At 60.1% G+C, this 18,261-nt stretch carries 10 protein-coding genes and 2 pseudogenes; 10 read left to right on the top strand and 2 right to left on the bottom strand.

Features of this window, described 5'->3' with window-relative positions; all coding sequences use genetic code 11:
* The first annotated feature begins 121 nt into the window (after positions 1-121).
* From AC06DU_RS12900 to AC06DU_RS12865, 8 genes and pseudogenes are all read left to right on the top strand, one after another.
* On the top strand, positions 122-925 hold the full coding sequence (locus tag AC06DU_RS12900) for an XAC2610-related protein (protein ID WP_478202587.1): 804 nt from the start codon (positions 122-124) through the stop codon (positions 923-925).
* Between the two features lie 105 nt (positions 926-1,030).
* A complete protein-coding gene (locus tag AC06DU_RS12895) occupies positions 1,031-2,326 on the top strand; it encodes an XVIPCD domain-containing protein (protein WP_478202586.1) in 1,296 nt (431 codons plus the stop codon).
* 32 nt (positions 2,327-2,358) lie between these two features.
* Positions 2,359-3,416, top strand: a pseudogene (locus AC06DU_RS12890) (TrbL/VirB6 family protein).
* A gap of 114 nt (positions 3,417-3,530) precedes the next feature.
* Positions 3,531-3,929 carry a DUF4189 domain-containing protein gene (locus AC06DU_RS12885; protein ID WP_478202585.1) on the top strand — a complete coding sequence of 133 codons (399 nt, stop codon included), beginning with the start codon at positions 3,531-3,533 and terminating at the stop codon, positions 3,927-3,929.
* Positions 3,930-4,038: 109 nt separating this feature from the next.
* Positions 4,039-4,707: a lysozyme inhibitor LprI family protein gene (locus AC06DU_RS12880; protein ID WP_478202584.1), complete on the top strand. Its 669-nt coding sequence runs from the start codon at positions 4,039-4,041 to the stop codon at positions 4,705-4,707.
* A gap of 97 nt (positions 4,708-4,804) precedes the next feature.
* Positions 4,805-6,100, top strand: coding sequence for a VgrG-related protein (locus AC06DU_RS12875; protein ID WP_478202583.1), 1,296 nt, complete (start codon positions 4,805-4,807; stop codon positions 6,098-6,100).
* Positions 6,101-6,139: 39 nt separating this feature from the next.
* A pseudogene (locus AC06DU_RS12870) lies at positions 6,140-6,498 on the top strand (type IV secretion system protein); the annotation flags it as partial.
* Positions 6,499-6,769: 271 nt separating this feature from the next.
* Positions 6,770-8,386, top strand: a complete 1,617-nt coding sequence (locus tag AC06DU_RS12865) for an alpha-glucosidase (protein ID WP_478202582.1) — start codon at positions 6,770-6,772, stop codon at positions 8,384-8,386.
* Between the two features lie 820 nt (positions 8,387-9,206).
* Here the strand turns inward: AC06DU_RS12865 and AC06DU_RS12860 are convergent.
* The gene (locus AC06DU_RS12860; protein ID WP_478202581.1) at positions 9,207-11,966 is read right to left on the bottom strand and encodes a TonB-dependent receptor; all 2,760 of its coding nucleotides are present in this window, start codon (positions 11,964-11,966) and stop codon (positions 9,207-9,209) included.
* A 312-nt stretch (positions 11,967-12,278) separates the two neighbouring features.
* Complete coding sequence (locus AC06DU_RS12855; protein WP_478202580.1) at positions 12,279-14,357, bottom strand: glycoside hydrolase family 97 protein; 2,079 nt, start codon at positions 14,355-14,357, stop codon at positions 12,279-12,281.
* 242 nt (positions 14,358-14,599) lie between these two features.
* On the opposite strand from AC06DU_RS12855, the gene AC06DU_RS12850 reads away from it, so the two are divergent.
* The gene (locus AC06DU_RS12850) at positions 14,600-16,786 is read left to right on the top strand and encodes an alpha-L-rhamnosidase-related protein (RefSeq protein ID WP_478202579.1); all 2,187 of its coding nucleotides are present in this window, start codon (positions 14,600-14,602) and stop codon (positions 16,784-16,786) included.
* Positions 16,783-18,261, top strand: a complete 1,479-nt coding sequence (locus tag AC06DU_RS12845; protein ID WP_478202578.1) for an MFS transporter — start codon at positions 16,783-16,785, stop codon at positions 18,259-18,261. The genes AC06DU_RS12850 and AC06DU_RS12845 overlap by 4 nt, the downstream gene beginning before the upstream one ends.

The following is an 18,261-nucleotide window of genomic DNA, read 5'->3' as shown; positions in this document are numbered from 1 at the left end:
CTGTGCTGATGGAATTTATTGTGGGGTGAGGTGGTGGTGGGTTTAACTCCTGTAAATTAATGCATTTCGTTTTTCGGATCCGATAATTAATAAATATTTATTTACATCGAAGGGGTTTTCTATGATGGGGCGTGCGCTAGCAAGAGTCGTGGTGAGGGCGCTATATTTAGCTTGCGTCGCCTCTATCACAGCGTGCAGTGCGGGCAATGCTCCGTCTGCAGAGGCTGATGGAGCGAAATTATCCGCCCAAGATCAAACTGGCAAAAAGCCTGAATCCTCGCCGCAAAAGGACTTGAAAATGCCATCTACTGTCAATGCCAAGCTCAACGATCAGGGCGAGATAAACGCAGATATCAGTGGCATTGCTGTTTCAATCAAGGCGCAGGGCTGTAGCGAAGATAGTCCAGGGATCATGCTATGTAACCGTTCGCCGGTCGTGGAGGTGACATTCCTCGGAGCCAAGCCGATTGCACTGGAGCCTGAGGCATTGTACGTGGATAGTAATTCCACGTTCTATCATGGTCCGCTAGACGACACCTACAAAAAAAACCGCCACTCAATCATTCTGGCCGATATCAATGGCGATGGGTACGAAGATGTAGTGGTGTGGTCTGGAAAAGAGGGTAATTATGGTGGTCCCTCTTACAGTGTCTATCTTTTCGATGCTGCGCAGAAAAGCCTTGTTTTCAATCAGTCGCTATCCGATATTACGGTAATGGCCAACGGCTTATTCTCTGTGAAAGGAAATATGCTGACGTCTACTTCTGGTGATGGATGTTGCATCCACGTCTTCGATACCTACGAGCTTAAGAATAACGAGGTAGTGCTGATAGAGCGGTTAACCGAAGACACGAATGATCCGGCCAATCCGAAGAAAAAGATTGAGCGGCTTCAAGGCGGTGAAATGAAGGAGGTGTCCAATTAGGAAGTGATTGGTAATTGGTAGTGAGTACATGCAACGCATCTTCGGGTCGGCAATGCCGATAGATGCAACAACAAATTCTAATGATATGCACGTACGGAGAATACTATGAGCGATGGACGTGGTCGGAGCACCGAAGGCTTTGGTGTGGATCGGGAGTCTTCTGTTAGGTTGATCGTCAAAACCGCTCTTGAGAACGGTGTGACAGATCCAAAGCAAATATCGTACATGTTGGCGACGGCTCAACATGAGACGCGTAATTTTCAGGCGCCTGAAGAAGATTTCGGACGCAGCCAAGCGCGCAAGCTTGGATATAGCGGCGGCGAGGAGTTCTATGGCCGTGGTTACGTACATCTTACCCACGACTACAACTATGCGAAGTTCGATAAGTTGCTAGGCCTTAACGGTGAAATGGTCCGCAACCCGGACATGGCCAAGCAACCGGAAATCGCTGCAAAGGTTCTAGTTGTAGGTATGCGTGACGGCTTGTTTACAGGCAAGCCTCTTGATCGCTACATCGATAATGATAGCCACGACGTCTACAACGCGCGACGCGTTGTCAACGGAGTTACTCCTAGCAAACCCTGGAGCGTGAAGGCAGCCAAGGAATGCGAGGAGTATGCGGGCAATTGGGAACGTCGCGTTCCCGATTTGATAGAAAGCGTCAAGCGCGATGGTGTCGACCTTAAGCACATCGTGACGTCTGGTTCGACATCCCATCAAGTTTCGAAGTCCAATGATGGCAAGCTCGAAGAAGGCGAGCGCGGCGAGCAAGTGAAGCAGTTGCAAGGCCAACTTGCGCAACTCGGTGCCGTTGGTCGCGATGGCAAACACTTGAAGCCTGACGGCGACTTCGGCGGCAACACCAAGCACGCGGTCGAGCAATTCCAGCGCGAGCACGGGTTGCAGATAGACGGCGTCGCAGGTCAACAGACTCAGGCCGCTTTGGCCAAGGTGTTGACCCAGGCGACACCCAAGCAAGCTGAGCACACTCCCGCTCCTGCTGCGCCGGCACAGGCAGCATCCAGCCCCTTGTTGTCTGACCCGCGCCATCCCGACAACGCGATGTACAACGGCGCAGTGAGCAAGCTTGAAGCGCTGGGTGAACGTGGCGGTTTTGCCAACCGTAAAGAACTCGAGCAGGCAGCCGGGCAAATCGTGTTCGAGTCCAAGGTCAGCGGTCTCCAGCGCATCGACCATGTGGTGCCCAATAAGAGCGGCGACGGCTTCTTCGCAGTGCAAGGCGAAATGACAGACCCGGCAATGCAGCGGGTTTTTGTGGATCGCAACCAAGCGCAGAATCAGCCGTTGGAAAACAGCAGCCGGCAAGCGGCCGAGGAAAGCCAGCGTCAGGCCACCCAAGTGCAGACCCAGGAAACTGCTTCGCGCTCGATGTCCATGTAAGTCGTGCGTGTTGGTCGCTGCGCTTCAGTAATCTGGTAAATCGCCAAGGCGGTCAGGAAGTCCGCCTTGGCTCTATTTCCTGCGACCTGCGCTACGAGATCGCGATTTTTCATTGGGAGTTGTTGCAGCGGACCGCTACTTGGCTCGGTATGGTGATGCTGACGCTTTGGATTTTTATCCAGGGCTACCGCATCGTGACTGGTCAATCGCGCGAGGCGGCGATGGGCCTGGTAGTGACGGCACTGCGGGCAGCATTGATTATAGGATTGGCCACGAGCATGGCCAAAGGCTCTCCGCAGTTGTACTGGACGCTGACCGACGGGATCAGTTCGGCGATCACGCAGACGGTGACGGGAGACTCTGAGAGTCCCTATGAGGCGATCGACAAGAACCTGATGTTGATGCAGATGACGTTGGCAGGTCTGGATCAGATCAAGACGGGCGGCGACGAAGAAAGCCAGGATTCCAAGAATCGCGCACGTTGGGTTACGGCATCGGCATGGCAGGCCCTGGAGTGGTTGCAGGCTCGATGCTGCTGCTGAACAAGCTGGCGATGGCGCTGGTGGTAGGCTTTGGACCTCTGTTCATCCTGTGCCTGCTGTTCCAGGCCACGAAGTCGTTGTTCAGCAAATGGCTGCTATACGGATTAGGCACCATGTTTTCATTGTCTGCGCTGACCTTTACCGTGAGCTTGGCGACCAAGGTGGTTGGAGCGGTGGGTGTGGCGTTTCTTGCGAAGTGGGCGGTCAGCGGCGGTAATGGTGAAGGCATTAGCAGCATAGCGTTGCAGCAGGGAGGAGTGGGCTTGGTGTTGACTACCTTGATACTTACCGCACCACCGATGGCGGCGGCGTTCTTCCAAGGCACGCTGGGCCAGTTTGCCCCGTATTCGGCGATTGGCTCGCTGGGTTCGTCCGATGCGGCGTCTAATGCCAATAGGCAGGGGCCGAATGCCCAGATGCCTCCGCCGGCTAGAGATTCCGTTAACACCACGGGTCAAACAGTAAATGCAACCCCTAGGTCGATACAATCCGAAAATTCGCAGCCTCAAGAAACAGCCGCAGGAGCTCGTGGGATTGCACAGAAGTAATTAACACTTTAGGTGGTTGCTATAATTCGTTTCTGGATATATTCACTCGCTCTGCTCGGTTTAGCTTTTTCTCATGTTGCTTTGGGGCAAACTCGATGCCCCATTGGTACTCAGATGGGAAGTATGCAGTGCATTCCCGACACGCCTGAGATGCGGGGAGGAGAGGGCACTCCTGCGCCCACAGGTGAATGGGTCAAAACCTGGGGAGCGATTGCTATGTCGAAATCCACCGGGGACGTAGGTACTACTAAAGGAAAATTATCTCAAGGTGACGCGAAGAGTTCAGCTGTTCAACAATGTTCTAACAATGGTGCCAAGGACTGCAAAGTGACCTTGGTCTATCGAAATCAATGCGCCGCTCTAGCTGCCTCGCAAGTCAGCACTTTTTTTCAGGCGTCCGCTAGCAAGGAGGCCGCAATTGCTCAAGTAGTTGGGATATGCGAGCGTAGCGGAGGGGGGGCATGTAAAGTAATTTTTTCAGAATGTTCAGATCCGTTTTTCAAGAAATATTAACTAAATGGCCAGGTGTGGGTTAGATTTTTATTTAACCTATTATCTTTATTTGACATTGTCCCTGATCAGGCTATGGTATATATCATAAATATAATGATATGACTTCACTTTGAGTGATGCTGAAGGTTTTAATTTTTCGAGCGATCGCCCTGGTGGGAAACGAGAGTGGGATATGATTTTTGAATCTATTCAAAACGCGCCGGCTTTCACATTTTGGACCCGCAGAATTTTAAATTTGTTTTATACTTCACTTTTTCTTCTCTGTTCATGTGGACAGGAGTCGGCATTAGAAACTGGTGTCAATCCTGTCGTGCAGCAGCAAATTTCCTCGAACGGAACTAGTCGTGAAGATGTAAGCGTAGTAAAGCGTAAACAGAAAGCACTCGCTGACGAACAAGATAAGTTGCTTGAAAATGCGCTCGATAGTGATACTCAAAATAAGCGGGGGGAGCTTGCAAAATCTGTCCAGCTTCGACCGTCCTACGGTCAGTGCATAGAAAAATCAGAAGCTGTCCATCCTTCGATGATGAGCTGTAATAGCGAAGAGTATCAGTATCAGGATGCTCGTCTCAATAAGGCTTATCAGCGTCTGATGGCTAAACTGACTGTGCAGGACAAGGCTGCACTAAAGCAAGCAGAGCGTGACTGGATTAAAGAGCGAGACATACTTTGCCAGTCGAATGAAGTTCTTGGTGGGGGGCAGGCTGAAGAGCTTGAGGATAGTTCATGCATGTTGAACGCAACAGCGAAGCGCGCAGATGAGTTGGAGAATCGCTGAAGCCGATAAGCTGTGATTCAAGGCGCTGTTGGAAATTAATTGGCCAACTACGAGGGTTCAATAATGGCAACTATGGATGGATGGATGGCACTTGGGAATGACTTCCGCGCAACATGAAAGCGGCGGGCGCGGGGCTGCAACCATTTCTACTGGCAGAGGAAACCACGGCGGCGTTTCATATGGCGTCTACCAGCTATCTTTGAATTCTGGGACGTTGCGTGAGTATTTGGGTCAATCACGTTATGGGGCTGAATTCTCTGGGCTGACACCAGCAACCCCAGCGTTCAATGAAAAATGGACGAAACTCGCAAACTCGGATCCGGCTTTTGCCAGAGATCAGCACGATTTTATTGAAGTAAGTCACTATGGTGCGCAGGTTTCTTCTTTGAAGTCTAGCGGTATCGATTTAACTGGTCGTGGTCCCGCAGTTCAAGATGCTCTGTGGAGTACGTCTGTACAGTATAGAGCATTGACGCCGGCGATATTCAGAAAAGGTCTTGCCGAGAAGTTTGGTGACGACTACAAGTTGTCCGAGTTGTCAGATAAGCAAATCGTAGAAGCTGTGCAGGATTATAAATACTCACATACCGAGAGGCTTTTCAAAAGTTCTCCAACCCAATGGGACTCTTTGCGTAACCGTGCGCTTACTGAGAAAAAAGACCTCATTGAATTGGCGGAAGGCCGGCTACCCACGCAGCATTCGTCAAGTAAGCATCTTAGTGCGCCTTCAGCCAATGACGGCAAACTAGAACAAGGCGAGCAGGTGAAGCATCTCCAAGGCCAGCTTGCTCAGCTTGGCGCCGTTGGTCGCGATGGCAAACGGCTGCACGCGGATGGTGATTTCGGCGGCAACACAAAATATGCGGTCGAGCAATTCCAGCGCGAGTACGGCTTGCAGATAGATGGCGTCGCAGGTCAGCAGACTCAGGCCGCTTTATCCAAGGCGTTGACCCCGGCGACACCCAAGCAACCAGAGCACACGGCCGCGCCTGCTGCGCCGACACAGGCAGCCTCCAGCCTCTTGTTGTCTGACCCGCGCCATTCCGACAACGCGATGTACAACGGCGCGGTGAGCAAGCTCGAGGCGCTGGGTGAACGTGGCGGCTTTGCCAACCGCAAGGAACTCGAGCAGGCAGCCGGGCAGATCGTGTTCGAGTCCAAGGTCAGCGGTCTCCAACGCATCGACCATGTGGTGCCCAATAAGAGCGGCGACGGCTTCTTCGCAGTGCAGGGCGAGATGACCGACCCAGCAATGCAGCGGGTTTTTGTGGATCGCAGCCAAGCGCAGAATCAGCCGTTGGAAAACAGCAGCCGGCAAGCGGCCGAGGAAAGCCAGCGTCAGGCCACCCAGGTGCAGACCCAGGAAACTGCTTCGCGCTCGATGTCCATGTAAGTCGGGCGTATTGGTCGTTGCACTTCAGCGAGCTGGTAAATCGCCAAGGCGGTTAGGAGTGTCCGCCTTGGCTCTATCTCCTGCGACCTGCGCGAAGAGATCGCGATCTTCCAGTGGGAATTGTTGCAGCGAACGACGGCTTGGGTGGGGATGGTGTCCCTAACAGTGTTGACGCTGTGGATCTTCATCCAGGGCTACCGCATCGTCACCGGCCAGTCGCGCGAAGCGGCGATGGGGTTGGTGGTGACGGCACTGCGGGCGGCGCTGATCATCGGATTGGCCACTAGCATGGCCAAAGGCTCTCCGCAGTTGTACTGGACGCTGACCGAGGGGATCAGCTCGGTGATCACGCAGACGGTGATGGTGACGGTGACTCTGAGAGTCCTTATGAGGCGATCCGTTTATTGTGGTTGGTGAACCATTACTTGGTTGCCCGTGTATATCGTTCAGCGCACAGAATATGTCTATTTTCAGGCGCGCAGACGATGCTCCATGCCGCATACGCCGCTTCATTAACTGCGTGACCTGGGCAAAAGCCGCTGAGTCGTTACACATGTGGCTGCCCATGAATACGTATGCACGGGCACGCTCTGGGGCTGTTACGCCGCTACGCTAACGACCTTGGCTGAGCGCCTATCTGGCGCCCGCATTGGCCCGGGAGGGGCGTACATGTCGCAGACACCATGGTGGCGCGGGGCCGTCATCTATCAGATTTATCCGCGTAGTTTTCTGGATTCCAATGGCGATGGGGTGGGCGATCTGCCCGGCATCATCGCCAAACTCGACTACATCGCCAAGTTGGGCGTGGATGCGATCTGGATTTCGCCGTTCTTCAAGTCGCCGATGGCCGATTTCGGCTACGACATCGCGGACTACCGTGCAGTGGATCCGCTGTTCGGGACGCTGGATGACTTCGATCGGCTGCTCGACAAAGCGCATAGCCTCGGTTTGAAGGTGATGATCGACCAGGTGCTGAGCCATACCTCGATCGCGCATGCGTGGTTCCAGGAGAGCCGGCAGGACCGGACCAACGCAAAGGCGGATTGGTACGTATGGGCCGATCCGCGTGAGGACGGGACCCCGCCGAACAATTGGTTGTCGCTGTTTGGTGGGGTGGCGTGGCAATGGGAGCCGCGGCGTGAGCAGTATTACCTGCACAACTTCCTGGTGGATCAGCCGGACCTCAACTTTCACAACGCCGAGGTGCAGCAGGCGACGCTGGATAACGTACGCTTCTGGCTGGATCGCGGGGTGGATGGTTTCCGCCTGGATGCGATCAACTTCTGCTTCCACGATGCGCAGCTGCGTGACAATCCGGCCAAGCCGGCCGACAAGCGGGTGGGGCGTGGGTTCAGTGCCGACAACCCTTACGCGTATCAGTACCACTACTTCAACAACACGCAGCCGGAAAATCTAGCGTTCCTCGAGCGCTTGCGCGGGCTGTTGGATCTTTATCCGAATGCAGTGAGCCTTGGCGAGATCTCGTCGGAGGACTCGCTGGCGACCACTGCCGAGTACACCGCTCATGGCCGCCTCCATATGGGCTACAGCTTCGAGCTGCTGGTGCAGGACTACAGTGCTGCTTATATCCGCGAGACGGTGAGCCGGCTCGAAGCCACGATGTTGGAAGGTTGGCCATGCTGGGCAATTTCCAACCACGACGTGGTGCGCGCGGTGACACGCTGGGGTGGGGCCGATGCATCGCCGACGTTTGCGCGGATGGTGGTTGCAATGCTGTGTTCGCTGCGTGGCTCGATCTGCCTGTACCAGGGCGAGGAGCTGGGCCTGGGCGAGGCAGATGTGGCGTTCGAGGATCTGCGCGATCCGTATGGCATCACCTTCTGGCCAACCTTCAAGGGTCGCGATGGCTGCCGCACGCCGATGCCATGGACGGATGCGCCGTCGGCAGGGTTCAGCAGCGGCAAGCCGTGGTTGCCGCTCGCTGAGGAGCATCGTGCGGCTGCGGTGAGCGTGCAGCAGGACGATCCGTTGTCCGTGCTCAGTGCGGTGCGACAGTTCCTGGCTTGGCGCAAAGGCGAGCCTGCGTTGCGCGAGGGCGCGATCACGTTCTACGACACCGCCGAACCTGTGCTGATGTTCCGGCGCGAGCACGCCGGCCAGGTGATGTTGCTGGCATTCAATCTGTCGGCCGATGCAGCCGAGCTTGGGCTGCCGGCTGGCGCGTGGAAGCAGGTCGATGTGCCCGGCGTGGAGCGCGGAGCCATCGAACATGACCGCCTGCGCTTGGCCGGGCATGCAGTGGTTTGTGCGATCGAAGTTCGCTGACGGTGTGTCGCGCCAGCTAGCTGTCTGTGCGTGATTGTCTGGAACGCGGCGAGGCATTCCTTAGGGCAATGCCTCGCTTTTTTTGTAGTGACGATTGCTTGGTTTGCCAAGCATTTATAGCGTTACGCCAGCTGTGCCGCTATTCCCAATCGATCAGGTCCTTGCTCTCTGGATGAGACAGGGGGGGCTGTTCTCCATGCCAGTCGGGGTGGTTTGACCAGAAGGCTGCGCGTGGATGGCGATGGACTGCGAGGACGTCAGCGTTGCCGGCGGCCTTGCAACGGCTTGGATTCGTGTTGGTGCAGGCAGGCGCTGATGGTGTCGGGAGATTGGCCCCGTTCCGGTGCGACAGGCGAATGCTATGCGCAGGGAGGTGCTGATGCGCAGGGGGGGCATGACTGGCGGACGATCCTGCGCGCTTTGCGAAGGGCAATGCGAGCTTGGATTTTGAAAATCTTGGATCAAAAGAAAACCCGCCGGTGTCACATCGGCGGGTTTTCTTTGGTCGATGTCGTCGTTTTGATCAGGAGAGCATTCGGTTCTTCTAGTTAGAGGCCGCATCTTGAATGACGGCCCATGGAGCCCGACAGAGCAGAACTGGCCCTGCTTGATTGGCGCGCGTTGCGCTTGTGCCGAACCCTCACCCCAACCCCTCTCCCGGTGGGAGAGGGGCTTTGGTGTCCCGGTGGAGAGGGCTGGCACCGGGGCCGGCTAGCCAGATGATGCGCCGGTTGTCACGTAGGTAGCGTAGCCACAGTTAGCAATGTGGCCACAGACAAAGATGTCGCCAATCAGCGCATCGTTTGCAGTTCACAGCTCATCAGAACTTGTAGTTGACGCCCAGCACGAAGGTGCGGCCCCATTCGATGTATTCCAGCGGACGGTCCTTGGTTTCGGCATAGATGCGGTAGGGTGAGTTGCTGAGGTTGCTGGCCTGCAGCAGCACGGTCAGGCCGGCAAGATCGCTGCTGTCGTTGAAGCTGTAGCTGATCTGCGCATCGGTGATGTTTTCGCCGACCACGTAGCGCAGCGTGCGGTTGCCGTTGAAGTTGCCGATCTCGCCGATGAAGTCCGAGCGGCGGCGCTGGCTGACGCGTGCTTCGAAGCCCTTGTGCTCGTAGTAGGCGGTGAGGTTGTAGACGCGTTCGGACAGGCCGGGCAGGCTGATTTCGCCGTCACCGACACTGGAGGCGCTTTCCGGGTCGCGGATCTTGACGTCGCTGTCGTTGAAGGTGGCGCTGGCCTGGATGCCGAAACCTTCCAACGGAGCGAAGACCAGATCCAGCGGCAGCGAAGCGGTGAGTTCGACGCCGCGCAGGGTGCCGCCCTTGCCGTTGAACGGGGCGCTGAAGGTGCCGGTGGTCAGTACTGGCGCCGAGCCCGGCGGCGGCACATAGCCGGCCACCAGCGCGGAGAAGTCGTAGTTGTCGCGGCTCTGGGTGTAGATGTAGCTCTTCAGGTCCTTGTAGAAGAACGCGGCGGCCACGTAGGCGCGCTCGGCGAAATACTTTTCGTAGGAAAGGTCGATGGCGTTCGCGCGCCAGGGGTCCAGCATCGGGTTACCGCCGCTGGCGCCGGGGCGGCCGGTGGAGGTGTCGACGCCGAATTCCAGCGAGGCGCGCAGCTGATCCACGCGTGGGCGTGCGACCTGCTTTGCCATCGCGAAGCGCAGTGTCTGTTCGTACGGGAACTGGAAGGCCAGATTCAGGCTGGGCAGCCAGTCGCGATAGGTCTTGCCGTCGTCGATCGGGCGCACTTCGCTGCCTGCCGGCTGCGATGCGTCCCAATAATTTGCGCGCGAGGATTGGTCGGCGCTCTGCAGCTGCACGCCGATATTGCCGCGCACGCCCACATCGCCCCATTCGGTATCGAGATTGGCGCGCAGCCAGGCGGTGGTGATCTTCTCTTCGACGGTCCAGGCCTTGGACACCAGGAACGAGGCATCGTCGCTGGGATTGAACAGCATGTAACGCGAGACCACCGCCGGGACGTTCCAGGCGGGCAGGGCACCGATGCCGGCAAAGCCCAGGTTGACCGGCGCATATTGCAGGTCCGATGCGATGGTGGATTCGCCCTGCGCGCCAAGAGTGATGTTGCCTTCCGGCTGGGTTTTCTGTTTTTCACGATTGGCGTAGTTGACGCCGACATCCAGATCCGAGAACCAGCTCAGCGCTTCGGGCATCGGGAAGCTGGCCTGCAGGCGTGCGCCCTTGAGCACATCTTCCACGCTCGGCACCTTGCCGTAGCCGGAGCCGTAGATGGTGTTGGTCAGAAACAGCTGATCGGGATTGGAGTAATCCATTCCCGGCGCAAGCTGGGAGAAGCCGTTGCCGACAACCGTTACGCCGACGGTATCCAGCTGCGGCATGGGCGCACGCTGGAGATTGTTTTCCAGGTTCAGTTCGTCGCGCGTGGCCTTGGAGTAATTGAGATCAGCAGTGATCTTGACCGCACCGGCAGTGATCTCGTTGTTCCAGCCGAACGCATCGATGGTGTCTTCGCGCTTGTTGTACATGCCGCGGACCAGCGGATAGACGCCACTGGCGTCGCCGCCGGTGAAGCTGTTGCTGTCGTTGACGCGCACGTTGCTGATGTTCAGGCCCGGCGTGTAGCCACCGTTGTAGTTGCTCAGGTTGAGCTCGAACTGGTTGGCGGTGTCGATCTGCTCGGCCTTGGTGTGGAAGGCGTCGAGCGTGCTGGTCCAGGCGTTGGACGGGCGGTATTGCAAGGTGGCCATGACGCCGTCGCGCTTCTGGTTGCCGGTGCGGCGCAATGCCTTGATGCCGTCGGAAAAATACACGCCGTCGGCCACGCCGGGGCGCGGGCGCTGTGCGTTGACCGGTTGCCACGGCTCGTACAAGCCGACCTGATTTTCCTGGATCGGCATGTCGGTGTGTGCGTAGCCGATGGTCAGGCCGATGGTGCGGTCGGCGAACTGGTCGATGTAGCTGACATTGAAGCGGTTGCCGTATGGGTCGACGTTGGCGGCCTTGCCCAGCGAATTGCGTTGGTAACGGCCACCGATGGCGATCACGCGCTCGTTGTAGCTGAGCGGGCGTGCAGTCTGCATGTCGACGGTGCCGGACAGGCCCTGGCCGACCAGGCCGGCGTCGGGCGTCTTGTAGACGGTGACACCGCTGACCAGTTCGGACGGGTACTGGTCGAATTCCACGCTGCGGTTATCGCCTGTGCTGACCACTTCGCGGCCGTTGAGCAGGGTGGTGGAGAAGTCCGGCGACAGCCCGCGCACGCTGATGACCTGTGCGCGACCGGCCACACGTTGCGCCGCCAGGCCAGGCAGGCGCGCGAGCGACTCGGCGATGCTGACGTCGGGCAGCCGGCCGATATCTTCGGCCGAAATGGCTTCCACGATCGAGGTCGAATCCCGCTTGACCGAGATGGCACCTTCGATCGCGCGGCGCAGGCCGGTGACCTGGACCTTGTCCAAGTCGGTCACCGCGCCAGCGGTTTGTTCGGTGTCGGTTGCTTGCGCCGGTGTCGCCGATTGCGCGGCGGCCAACGTCGGTGCCATGGCGACGGCCAGGGCGATACTCAGCGCAGAGCGCTTGTGCTTCAACATTTTCCCCTCCCAGGTACATGTTGTTCTTTGATTTTTCGATCCGGCAGACGCCTGGATGCATTGCATCGCGCGCCACGACGGACGTTACGACTGCGACGTATGGTAGACACGGCACCTGGGTGCAAACGGGCACTGCATACGTATTCACTCCGGCTGATTGCGCTGGAATCGATTCCACGCCGGCTTTGCTGCGGCGCGGTACGCTCCTGGCCTGTCGTGAGGAAACGCCAATGCGCAATCTGCAGCGGTTGCGGTGCCGTTGCGTGATGCACTCGGTCGCGTTGAAGGGCTCTTCAGCCCGCTGCGACCAAATCAGCGCCTGCCATCCACCGGCACGAAGCGAATCGCCTGCCCACCACCTGGCGCAAGACGCAGTTCCAGCGTATCGGCACTGCTGACCTGGCGTTGTTCGCTGACAAAGGCGAATGGGTTGCTGACATAGTCCGCACCGTCGCCGTCGCGATAGATCTGCGCGGTGTAGCGCACGCCCGGCTCAAGGAATCCGAGCGGCACCTGCAGCAACCGGCCATGCTCGTCGGTGATGCTGCCCAGGAACCAGTCGCGGCTATGCCGATCCTTGCGCGCGATGGTGACGTAGTCGCCGACTTCGCCATTCAAGGCGCGGGTCTGATCCCAATCCACCGCCACGTCCTCGATGAAGCGGAAGGCATCGCGGTGCTGCAGATAATGCTCGGGAAGATCGGCAGCCATCTGGATCGGGCTGTAAAGCGTCACGTACAGCGCCAGCTGGCGCGCAAGCGTGCTGGGAATCGCCTGGCCGTTGCGGCCTTTCAGGCTGAGGATGCCGGGCGTGTAATCCATCGGCCCGGCGAGCAGGCGGGTGAACACCAGGTTGACCTCGTGCTCGGGCGGATTCGGTGGCTGGCCCCAGGCGTTGTATTCCATGCCACGCGCGCCCTCGCGCGAGATCCAGTTGGGATAGGTGCGGCGCAGGCCAGTGTCCTTGATCGGTTCGTGCGCATTGACTGCAAGGTGGCGCGCGGCAGCTTCCTGCACCACGCGCAGATGATGGCGTGCCATCCATTGGCCGTCGTGCCATTCGCGCAGCGGTGTGCCGCCTGCCGGGTTACGACGTTCCACCTGGCCGTCGTCGCAGACATAGCCGGTCTTGACCGAGTCCACGCCGAACCGGGCATACAGGTCCATCGCTTCGGCAATCTGGTCTTCGTAATGATCCACTGCGCACCCCGTTTCATGATGGCCGATCAGATGCACGCCCTTGCCGGCGGCGTATTTGCTCAGCGCGGGCAGGTCGAAATCCGGTGTCGGCCGGGTGAAATCGAAACTGCCGCCGTTGCCGAACCATTCGCCGTCCCAGCCCGGATTCCAGCCTTCCACCAACACGCCACGAAAGCCGTGTGCCGCAGCGAAGTCGATATAGCGCTTGGTGTTGGCAGTGGTGGCGCCGTGTGTCGGCCCGGTCGCCCAGGTTTGCTGGTTGAGATGCATGGACCACCACACCCCGACGTATTTGGACGGCTTGACCCAGCTCACATCGCCCAAGGCGTTGGGCGCGTTGAGGTTGAGGATCAGGTTGGACTCCACCAGCCCGGTGGCCTGGTCGGCGATCTGCAGCGTGCGCCACGGCGTATCGAACGGCAGCTTGCGCCGCACCTTCCAGCCTTCGGCAGCGGGCGACAGCTGCGCGCGCAGGCGCTGGCCTTCGGTACGGCGCAGCCACATGCCGGCGTAGTCGACCAGCGCCGCCTCATGCAGCGCGACATGCAGCCCGCTCTCGGTACGCAAGGTGAGCGGCGTATGTGCCAGCGCGACCTGGTTCAACGGCGTGCGCTGATACAGGTATTCGTAGTGGATCGGCTCGCCTGCCGGAATCCACCATGCCTCGGACGGTTGCGCGATGGCGAATTCGGTGACTTCCTCGTCGATGATGGCTTCGCGCAATCCCGCTTGCTCGGGGAAGTGATAGCGCAGGCCGATGCCATCGTCGTACACGCGCAAGATCACATCGAAGCGGCGTTGCGCGCCGCTGCGCTCGCCCAGGCTGACGCTTAGTTCGTTGTAGTGGTTGCGCACCAGGCGCGTCTCGCCCCAGGGTTGTTCCCAGGTATCGTCATGGGCTTGGCGTGCTTGCGAGAGGACGACCAGGCCGCGGTCCAGCCGGCCATCGCGCAACTGGAAACCCAGGCGCGAGCGTTCCAGTACCGGCTGGCCCAGGCGTTGCACGCGGTAGTAGGGCGTGCCGCCGTCCACTTCCAGCGTGACCTGCAGGACGTTGCCGGGCGAATCGGCACTGATGGCGATGCGCTCGGCCTGCGCGATGCCCGCAAGACTGCCAAGCAACAGGACAAGCAGTGGCGCACTGCGTGCGGCGCGCGCTATCGAACGCACGCGATGTGAAACCAGCGGCATATCCCCTCCCAAGGCGGCCGTTGCGTCAGCGGCGACTATGCAGCGCTGTGGCGTGGATGGGCCATGCTGCACTGCGGCCATTGCCATGAATACGTATGCATTGATGCGGAACCGCTGAACGCGCGTCTACCATGGCGTCACGGCACCTGGGAGGGTCCGCGCCCGTGGCACGCCAGTGCCGCGCACTACAACGCGTGCAACGAGGGAGGGAGGCCGATGGTGCAAGCCGTCTGGCCGCTTCGATGCTGAAGATGATCTGCATGGCTGCAACGCTCGGCGTTGCGGCAAGCTCGCCGGTGTTGGCCGATGAGCTGGAATTCCAGGGCCGCCATGCGCAAGCGCAGGCGCTCGAAGACGGCGGTTTCGTGTTGCGCTGGCCGCAGGGCGAGCGCCGCATCGGGCCGCAGCCGATGCGCACCCATACCGCCAGTCCGTTGTTCGACGCCCTGTTCGCCATGGCGCAGCAGGAAATGGCCGACGACCGTGTCGAGGCGATTCGCGATCCGGCCTTCAACGACGGCAAGCCGGTGCCGTGCGCGTGTTTCGAAACCGGTGAGCGCTGGCCTTACGTATGGACGCGCGATGTCAGCTTCGCCGCCGATCTGGCGTTGGCGCGGCTGGAGCCGGAGCGCACGCGCAATGCGCTGCGTTTCAAGCTGTCGGCGGCGCGCGACGGGCAGACGCCGGGGGTATTTGTTGCGCAGGACACCGGCTCCGGTGGCAGCTGGCCGATCAGCAGCGACCGCGTGGTGTGGTTCCTAGCCGCGCGCGGCCTGCTGGATGACAAGGCATTCGCTGAAGAGGTGTGGGAGGCGTTGCAGGCCACCCTCGCGCAGGATCGTGACGCGGTCTTCGATGCGCAGATCGGCCTCTACCGCGGCGAAACCTCGTTTCTGGATTGGCGCGAGCAGACCTATCCGGAGTGGACGCGCCAGGATGTGCGCTTCATTGCCGAGTCCTTCGCCCTGTCCACCAACGTGCTGCACTACCAGGCCCTGCGCCTGGCCGAGCAGCTGGCGCGCCAGCATGGCGATGCGCGTGCGTCCAGGTACGCCCAGTGGGCCGATGCGCTGCGTCAGGCCATCGCCACGCGCTTCTGGGATGCGCCCAGCAATCAGTATGTGAGCTATCTGGGCAATGCGGCGCATCCGGTGCGCTATGCCAAGGTCGATCTGCTCGGCGTGTCGCTTGGCGTGCTGGCCGAGGTGTTTCCGAAGCAGCGTGCGCGTGCCGCGCTGCGCGGGTATCCGCTGGTTGCCGGCGGCAGCCCGGTGGTGTGGCCGCAGGACGCCGAACAGCCGATTTATCACAATCGCGCCGTCTGGCCCTTCGTCAGTGCGTACGCGCTACGCGCCGCACGCCAGCTGGACGACGCGCCGCGCATTGCGCTGGAGCTGCAGTCGTTGATGCGCGGCAGCGCGCTGGCTGGCTCCAACATGGAAAACTACGAGATGCAGAGCCTGGCAGTGCATGTGGAGGAGGGGCCCCGCAGTGGCCCGGTGGTGAATTCGCCGCGCCAGTTGTGGTCGGTTGCCGGCTATCTCTCCGCGGTGCTGGAAGGCGTGTTCGGCATTGGCGCCGATGGCAGTGTGACGCCGAAACTGCCGCGTACGTTGGTGCCGTTGTTGTTTGGCGATCGCCAGCAGATCGTGCTTGAACAGGGCGCCCGACGCTATGTGCTGCAGCGGCCGACGGCGAGTGCGGGTGAGTTGCTGGTGGCGGGGAAGGTCGAGCAACAAGGCCAGACCACGTTGGTGCATCTGATCGGTCGCAAGGCCGATACCACCGCCCCGCCGCAGCCAGGCCAGGTGTTCGCACCCAGCACGCCGGAGGCGCCCGTCGCGCAACGGCAGGGCGACGGCCATCGCATCGTGATTCCGGCTGGGACGACGCTGTACATGGATGGGCATGCGTTGGACGCCACGCAGCACTGGGACCTGCGCGAGGACGGCCGGCTGCACGTGCTCAGCCTGACCCGTCGCGCCGATGGCCTGGAGTCGCTGCACAGTCCCGCATTGACGCTCGGCCCGTTGCAGGAAGTCCCGGGCAGCGAGGCCTGGGTTTGGACTGCCACGCGCGCGGGCCAGCATCGCGTATCGCTGCGTTATCGCAACCCCAACGGGCCGATCAATACCGGCGTCACTGCGGCGGTCAAGCGGCTGCTGCTGGAATGCCCGGGGCAGGCGACGCAGTCGCAGGTCGTGGTGATGCCGCATAGCGTGGGCGAGCAGCTGTCCACGCAGGTCAGCTTCACTGTGGTGGCCGGGCAGCAGTGCAGGTTCCGGCTGGAAGATGGCTTCAACATGAGCGCACTCGCGCATTTTGCGCAGTACAACGGCGGCCGCGGTGGTCGCGATGGCGTGGTCAACACCGCGCAGGTGAGTGCGCTGCTGGTCGGCCTCGCAGCGAGCACGGAGGCTGCGCAATGACCGCCAAGCCACGCCTGAGTTTCTGGCAGATCTGGAACATGTGTTTCGGCTTTCTCGGTATCCAGTTCGGCTTCGCGCTGCAGAACGCCAACGCCAGCCGCATCTTTCAGACCCTGGGGGCGCAGGTCGACGATGTGCCCGGTCTGTGGATCGCCGCACCGCTCACCGGTCTGATCGTGCAGCCCATCATCGGCTACCTGTCCGACCGCACCTGGACGCCATGGGGGCGCCGGCGTCCGTATTTCATGGTCGGCGCGGTATTCACCACACTGGCCTTGCTGGTGATGCCCAACGCGCCGATGCTGTGGATTGCCGCCGGCACGTTGTGGGTGCTCGATGCATCGATCAACATCTCGATGGAGCCATTCCGCGCCCTGGTCGGCGATCAACTGCCACCGGCGCAGCGGCCCACCGGCTATGCGATGCAGAGCTTCTTCATCGGGGTCGGCGCGATTGTGGCGAGTTTCCTGCCGTGGTTGCTCACGCATTGGGGCGTGGCCAATACCGCGCCGCCGGGGCAGTTGCCCGACAGCGTGCGCTACGCCTTCTACCTCGGTGCCGCGGTGCTGTTCCTGTCGATCAGCTGGACGGTGCTGCGCACGCGCGAATACAGCCCGCAGCAGCTGGCCGGTTTCGACGATGCGCATCCGCCTGTAGCGGCTGCAGCGGTCGCCGGCACCTTGCCACCGCAGCGTGCGAGCGTGCTCTGGTGCGGCATCGGTGTGCTGCTCGCCGCTGCGATCGCCTGGCAGCACGGCGACCGCATGCTCTACGTGCTGGCCGGCCTGTGCATCGCCTACGGTGCGCTGCTTGCGTTGGCGCGCGTGCTGCCATCGACCGGCATGCTGGTGGCGATCGTGCAGGACGTGCGCAGCATGCCGCTGACGATGCGACGCCTGGCCTGGGTGCAGTTCTTCTCCTGGTTCGCGCTGTTTGCGATGTGGATCTACACCACCGCGGCGGTTACCCAGGTGCACTTCGGTGCCAGGGACACCGCATCGGCAGCCTACAACGAAGGCGCGAACTGGGTGGGCGTGTTGTTTGGCGCCTACAACGGATTTGCGGCGTTGGCGGCATTGGTCATTCCACTGCTGGTGCGTGCGATCGGCCTGCGCTGGAGTCATCTGTGCAACCTGTGGCTGGGTGCGGCCGGGCTGTTGTCGATGCTGGTGATCCGCGACCCGCAGTGGCTGCTGCTGTCGATGCTGGGTGTCGGCTTTGCCTGGGCCTCGATCCTGTCGCTGCCCTATGCCTTGCTGTCCGACAGCGTGCCCGCCGCCAAGATGGGCGTGTACATGGGCATCTTCAATTTCTTCATCGTGATTCCGCAGCTGGTCGCGGCCAGCGCACTGGGCTTCGTGCTGCGCGTCTGGCTGGGCGGTCAGCCAATCCATGCGCTGGCCATCGGTGGCGCCAGTTTGCTCATTGCCGGTGTGTGCGTGGTGAGGGTTCCAATGGCCTCGGGAGGGCAGTGA

Source organism: Xanthomonas sp. NCPPB 3200 (assembly GCF_056393585.1).
The sequence above is the reverse complement of the archived record's forward strand: the minus strand, read 5'-3'. Positions and strand labels throughout refer to the sequence as shown.

What these genes read in the sequence shown, in the direction of transcription:
- AC06DU_RS12900 (WP_478202587.1), top strand. Translation starts at nt 122, where the DNA reads ATGATGGGGCGTGCGCTAGCAAGAGTCGTGGTGAGGGCGCTATATTTA.
- AC06DU_RS12895 (WP_478202586.1), top strand. Translation starts at nt 1,031, where the DNA reads ATGAGCGATGGACGTGGTCGGAGCACCGAAGGCTTTGGTGTGGATCGG.
- AC06DU_RS12885 (WP_478202585.1), top strand. Translation starts at nt 3,531, where the DNA reads ATGGGAAGTATGCAGTGCATTCCCGACACGCCTGAGATGCGGGGAGGA.
- AC06DU_RS12875 (WP_478202583.1), top strand. Translation starts at nt 4,805, where the DNA reads ATGACTTCCGCGCAACATGAAAGCGGCGGGCGCGGGGCTGCAACCATT.
- AC06DU_RS12865 (WP_478202582.1), top strand. Translation starts at nt 6,770, where the DNA reads ATGTCGCAGACACCATGGTGGCGCGGGGCCGTCATCTATCAGATTTAT.
- AC06DU_RS12860 (WP_478202581.1), bottom strand. Translation starts at nt 11,966, where the DNA reads ATGTTGAAGCACAAGCGCTCTGCGCTGAGTATCGCCCTGGCCGTCGCC.
- AC06DU_RS12855 (WP_478202580.1), bottom strand. Translation starts at nt 14,357, where the DNA reads ATGCCGCTGGTTTCACATCGCGTGCGTTCGATAGCGCGCGCCGCACGC.
- AC06DU_RS12850 (WP_478202579.1), top strand. Translation starts at nt 14,600, where the DNA reads ATGCTGAAGATGATCTGCATGGCTGCAACGCTCGGCGTTGCGGCAAGC.
- AC06DU_RS12845 (WP_478202578.1), top strand. Translation starts at nt 16,783, where the DNA reads ATGACCGCCAAGCCACGCCTGAGTTTCTGGCAGATCTGGAACATGTGT.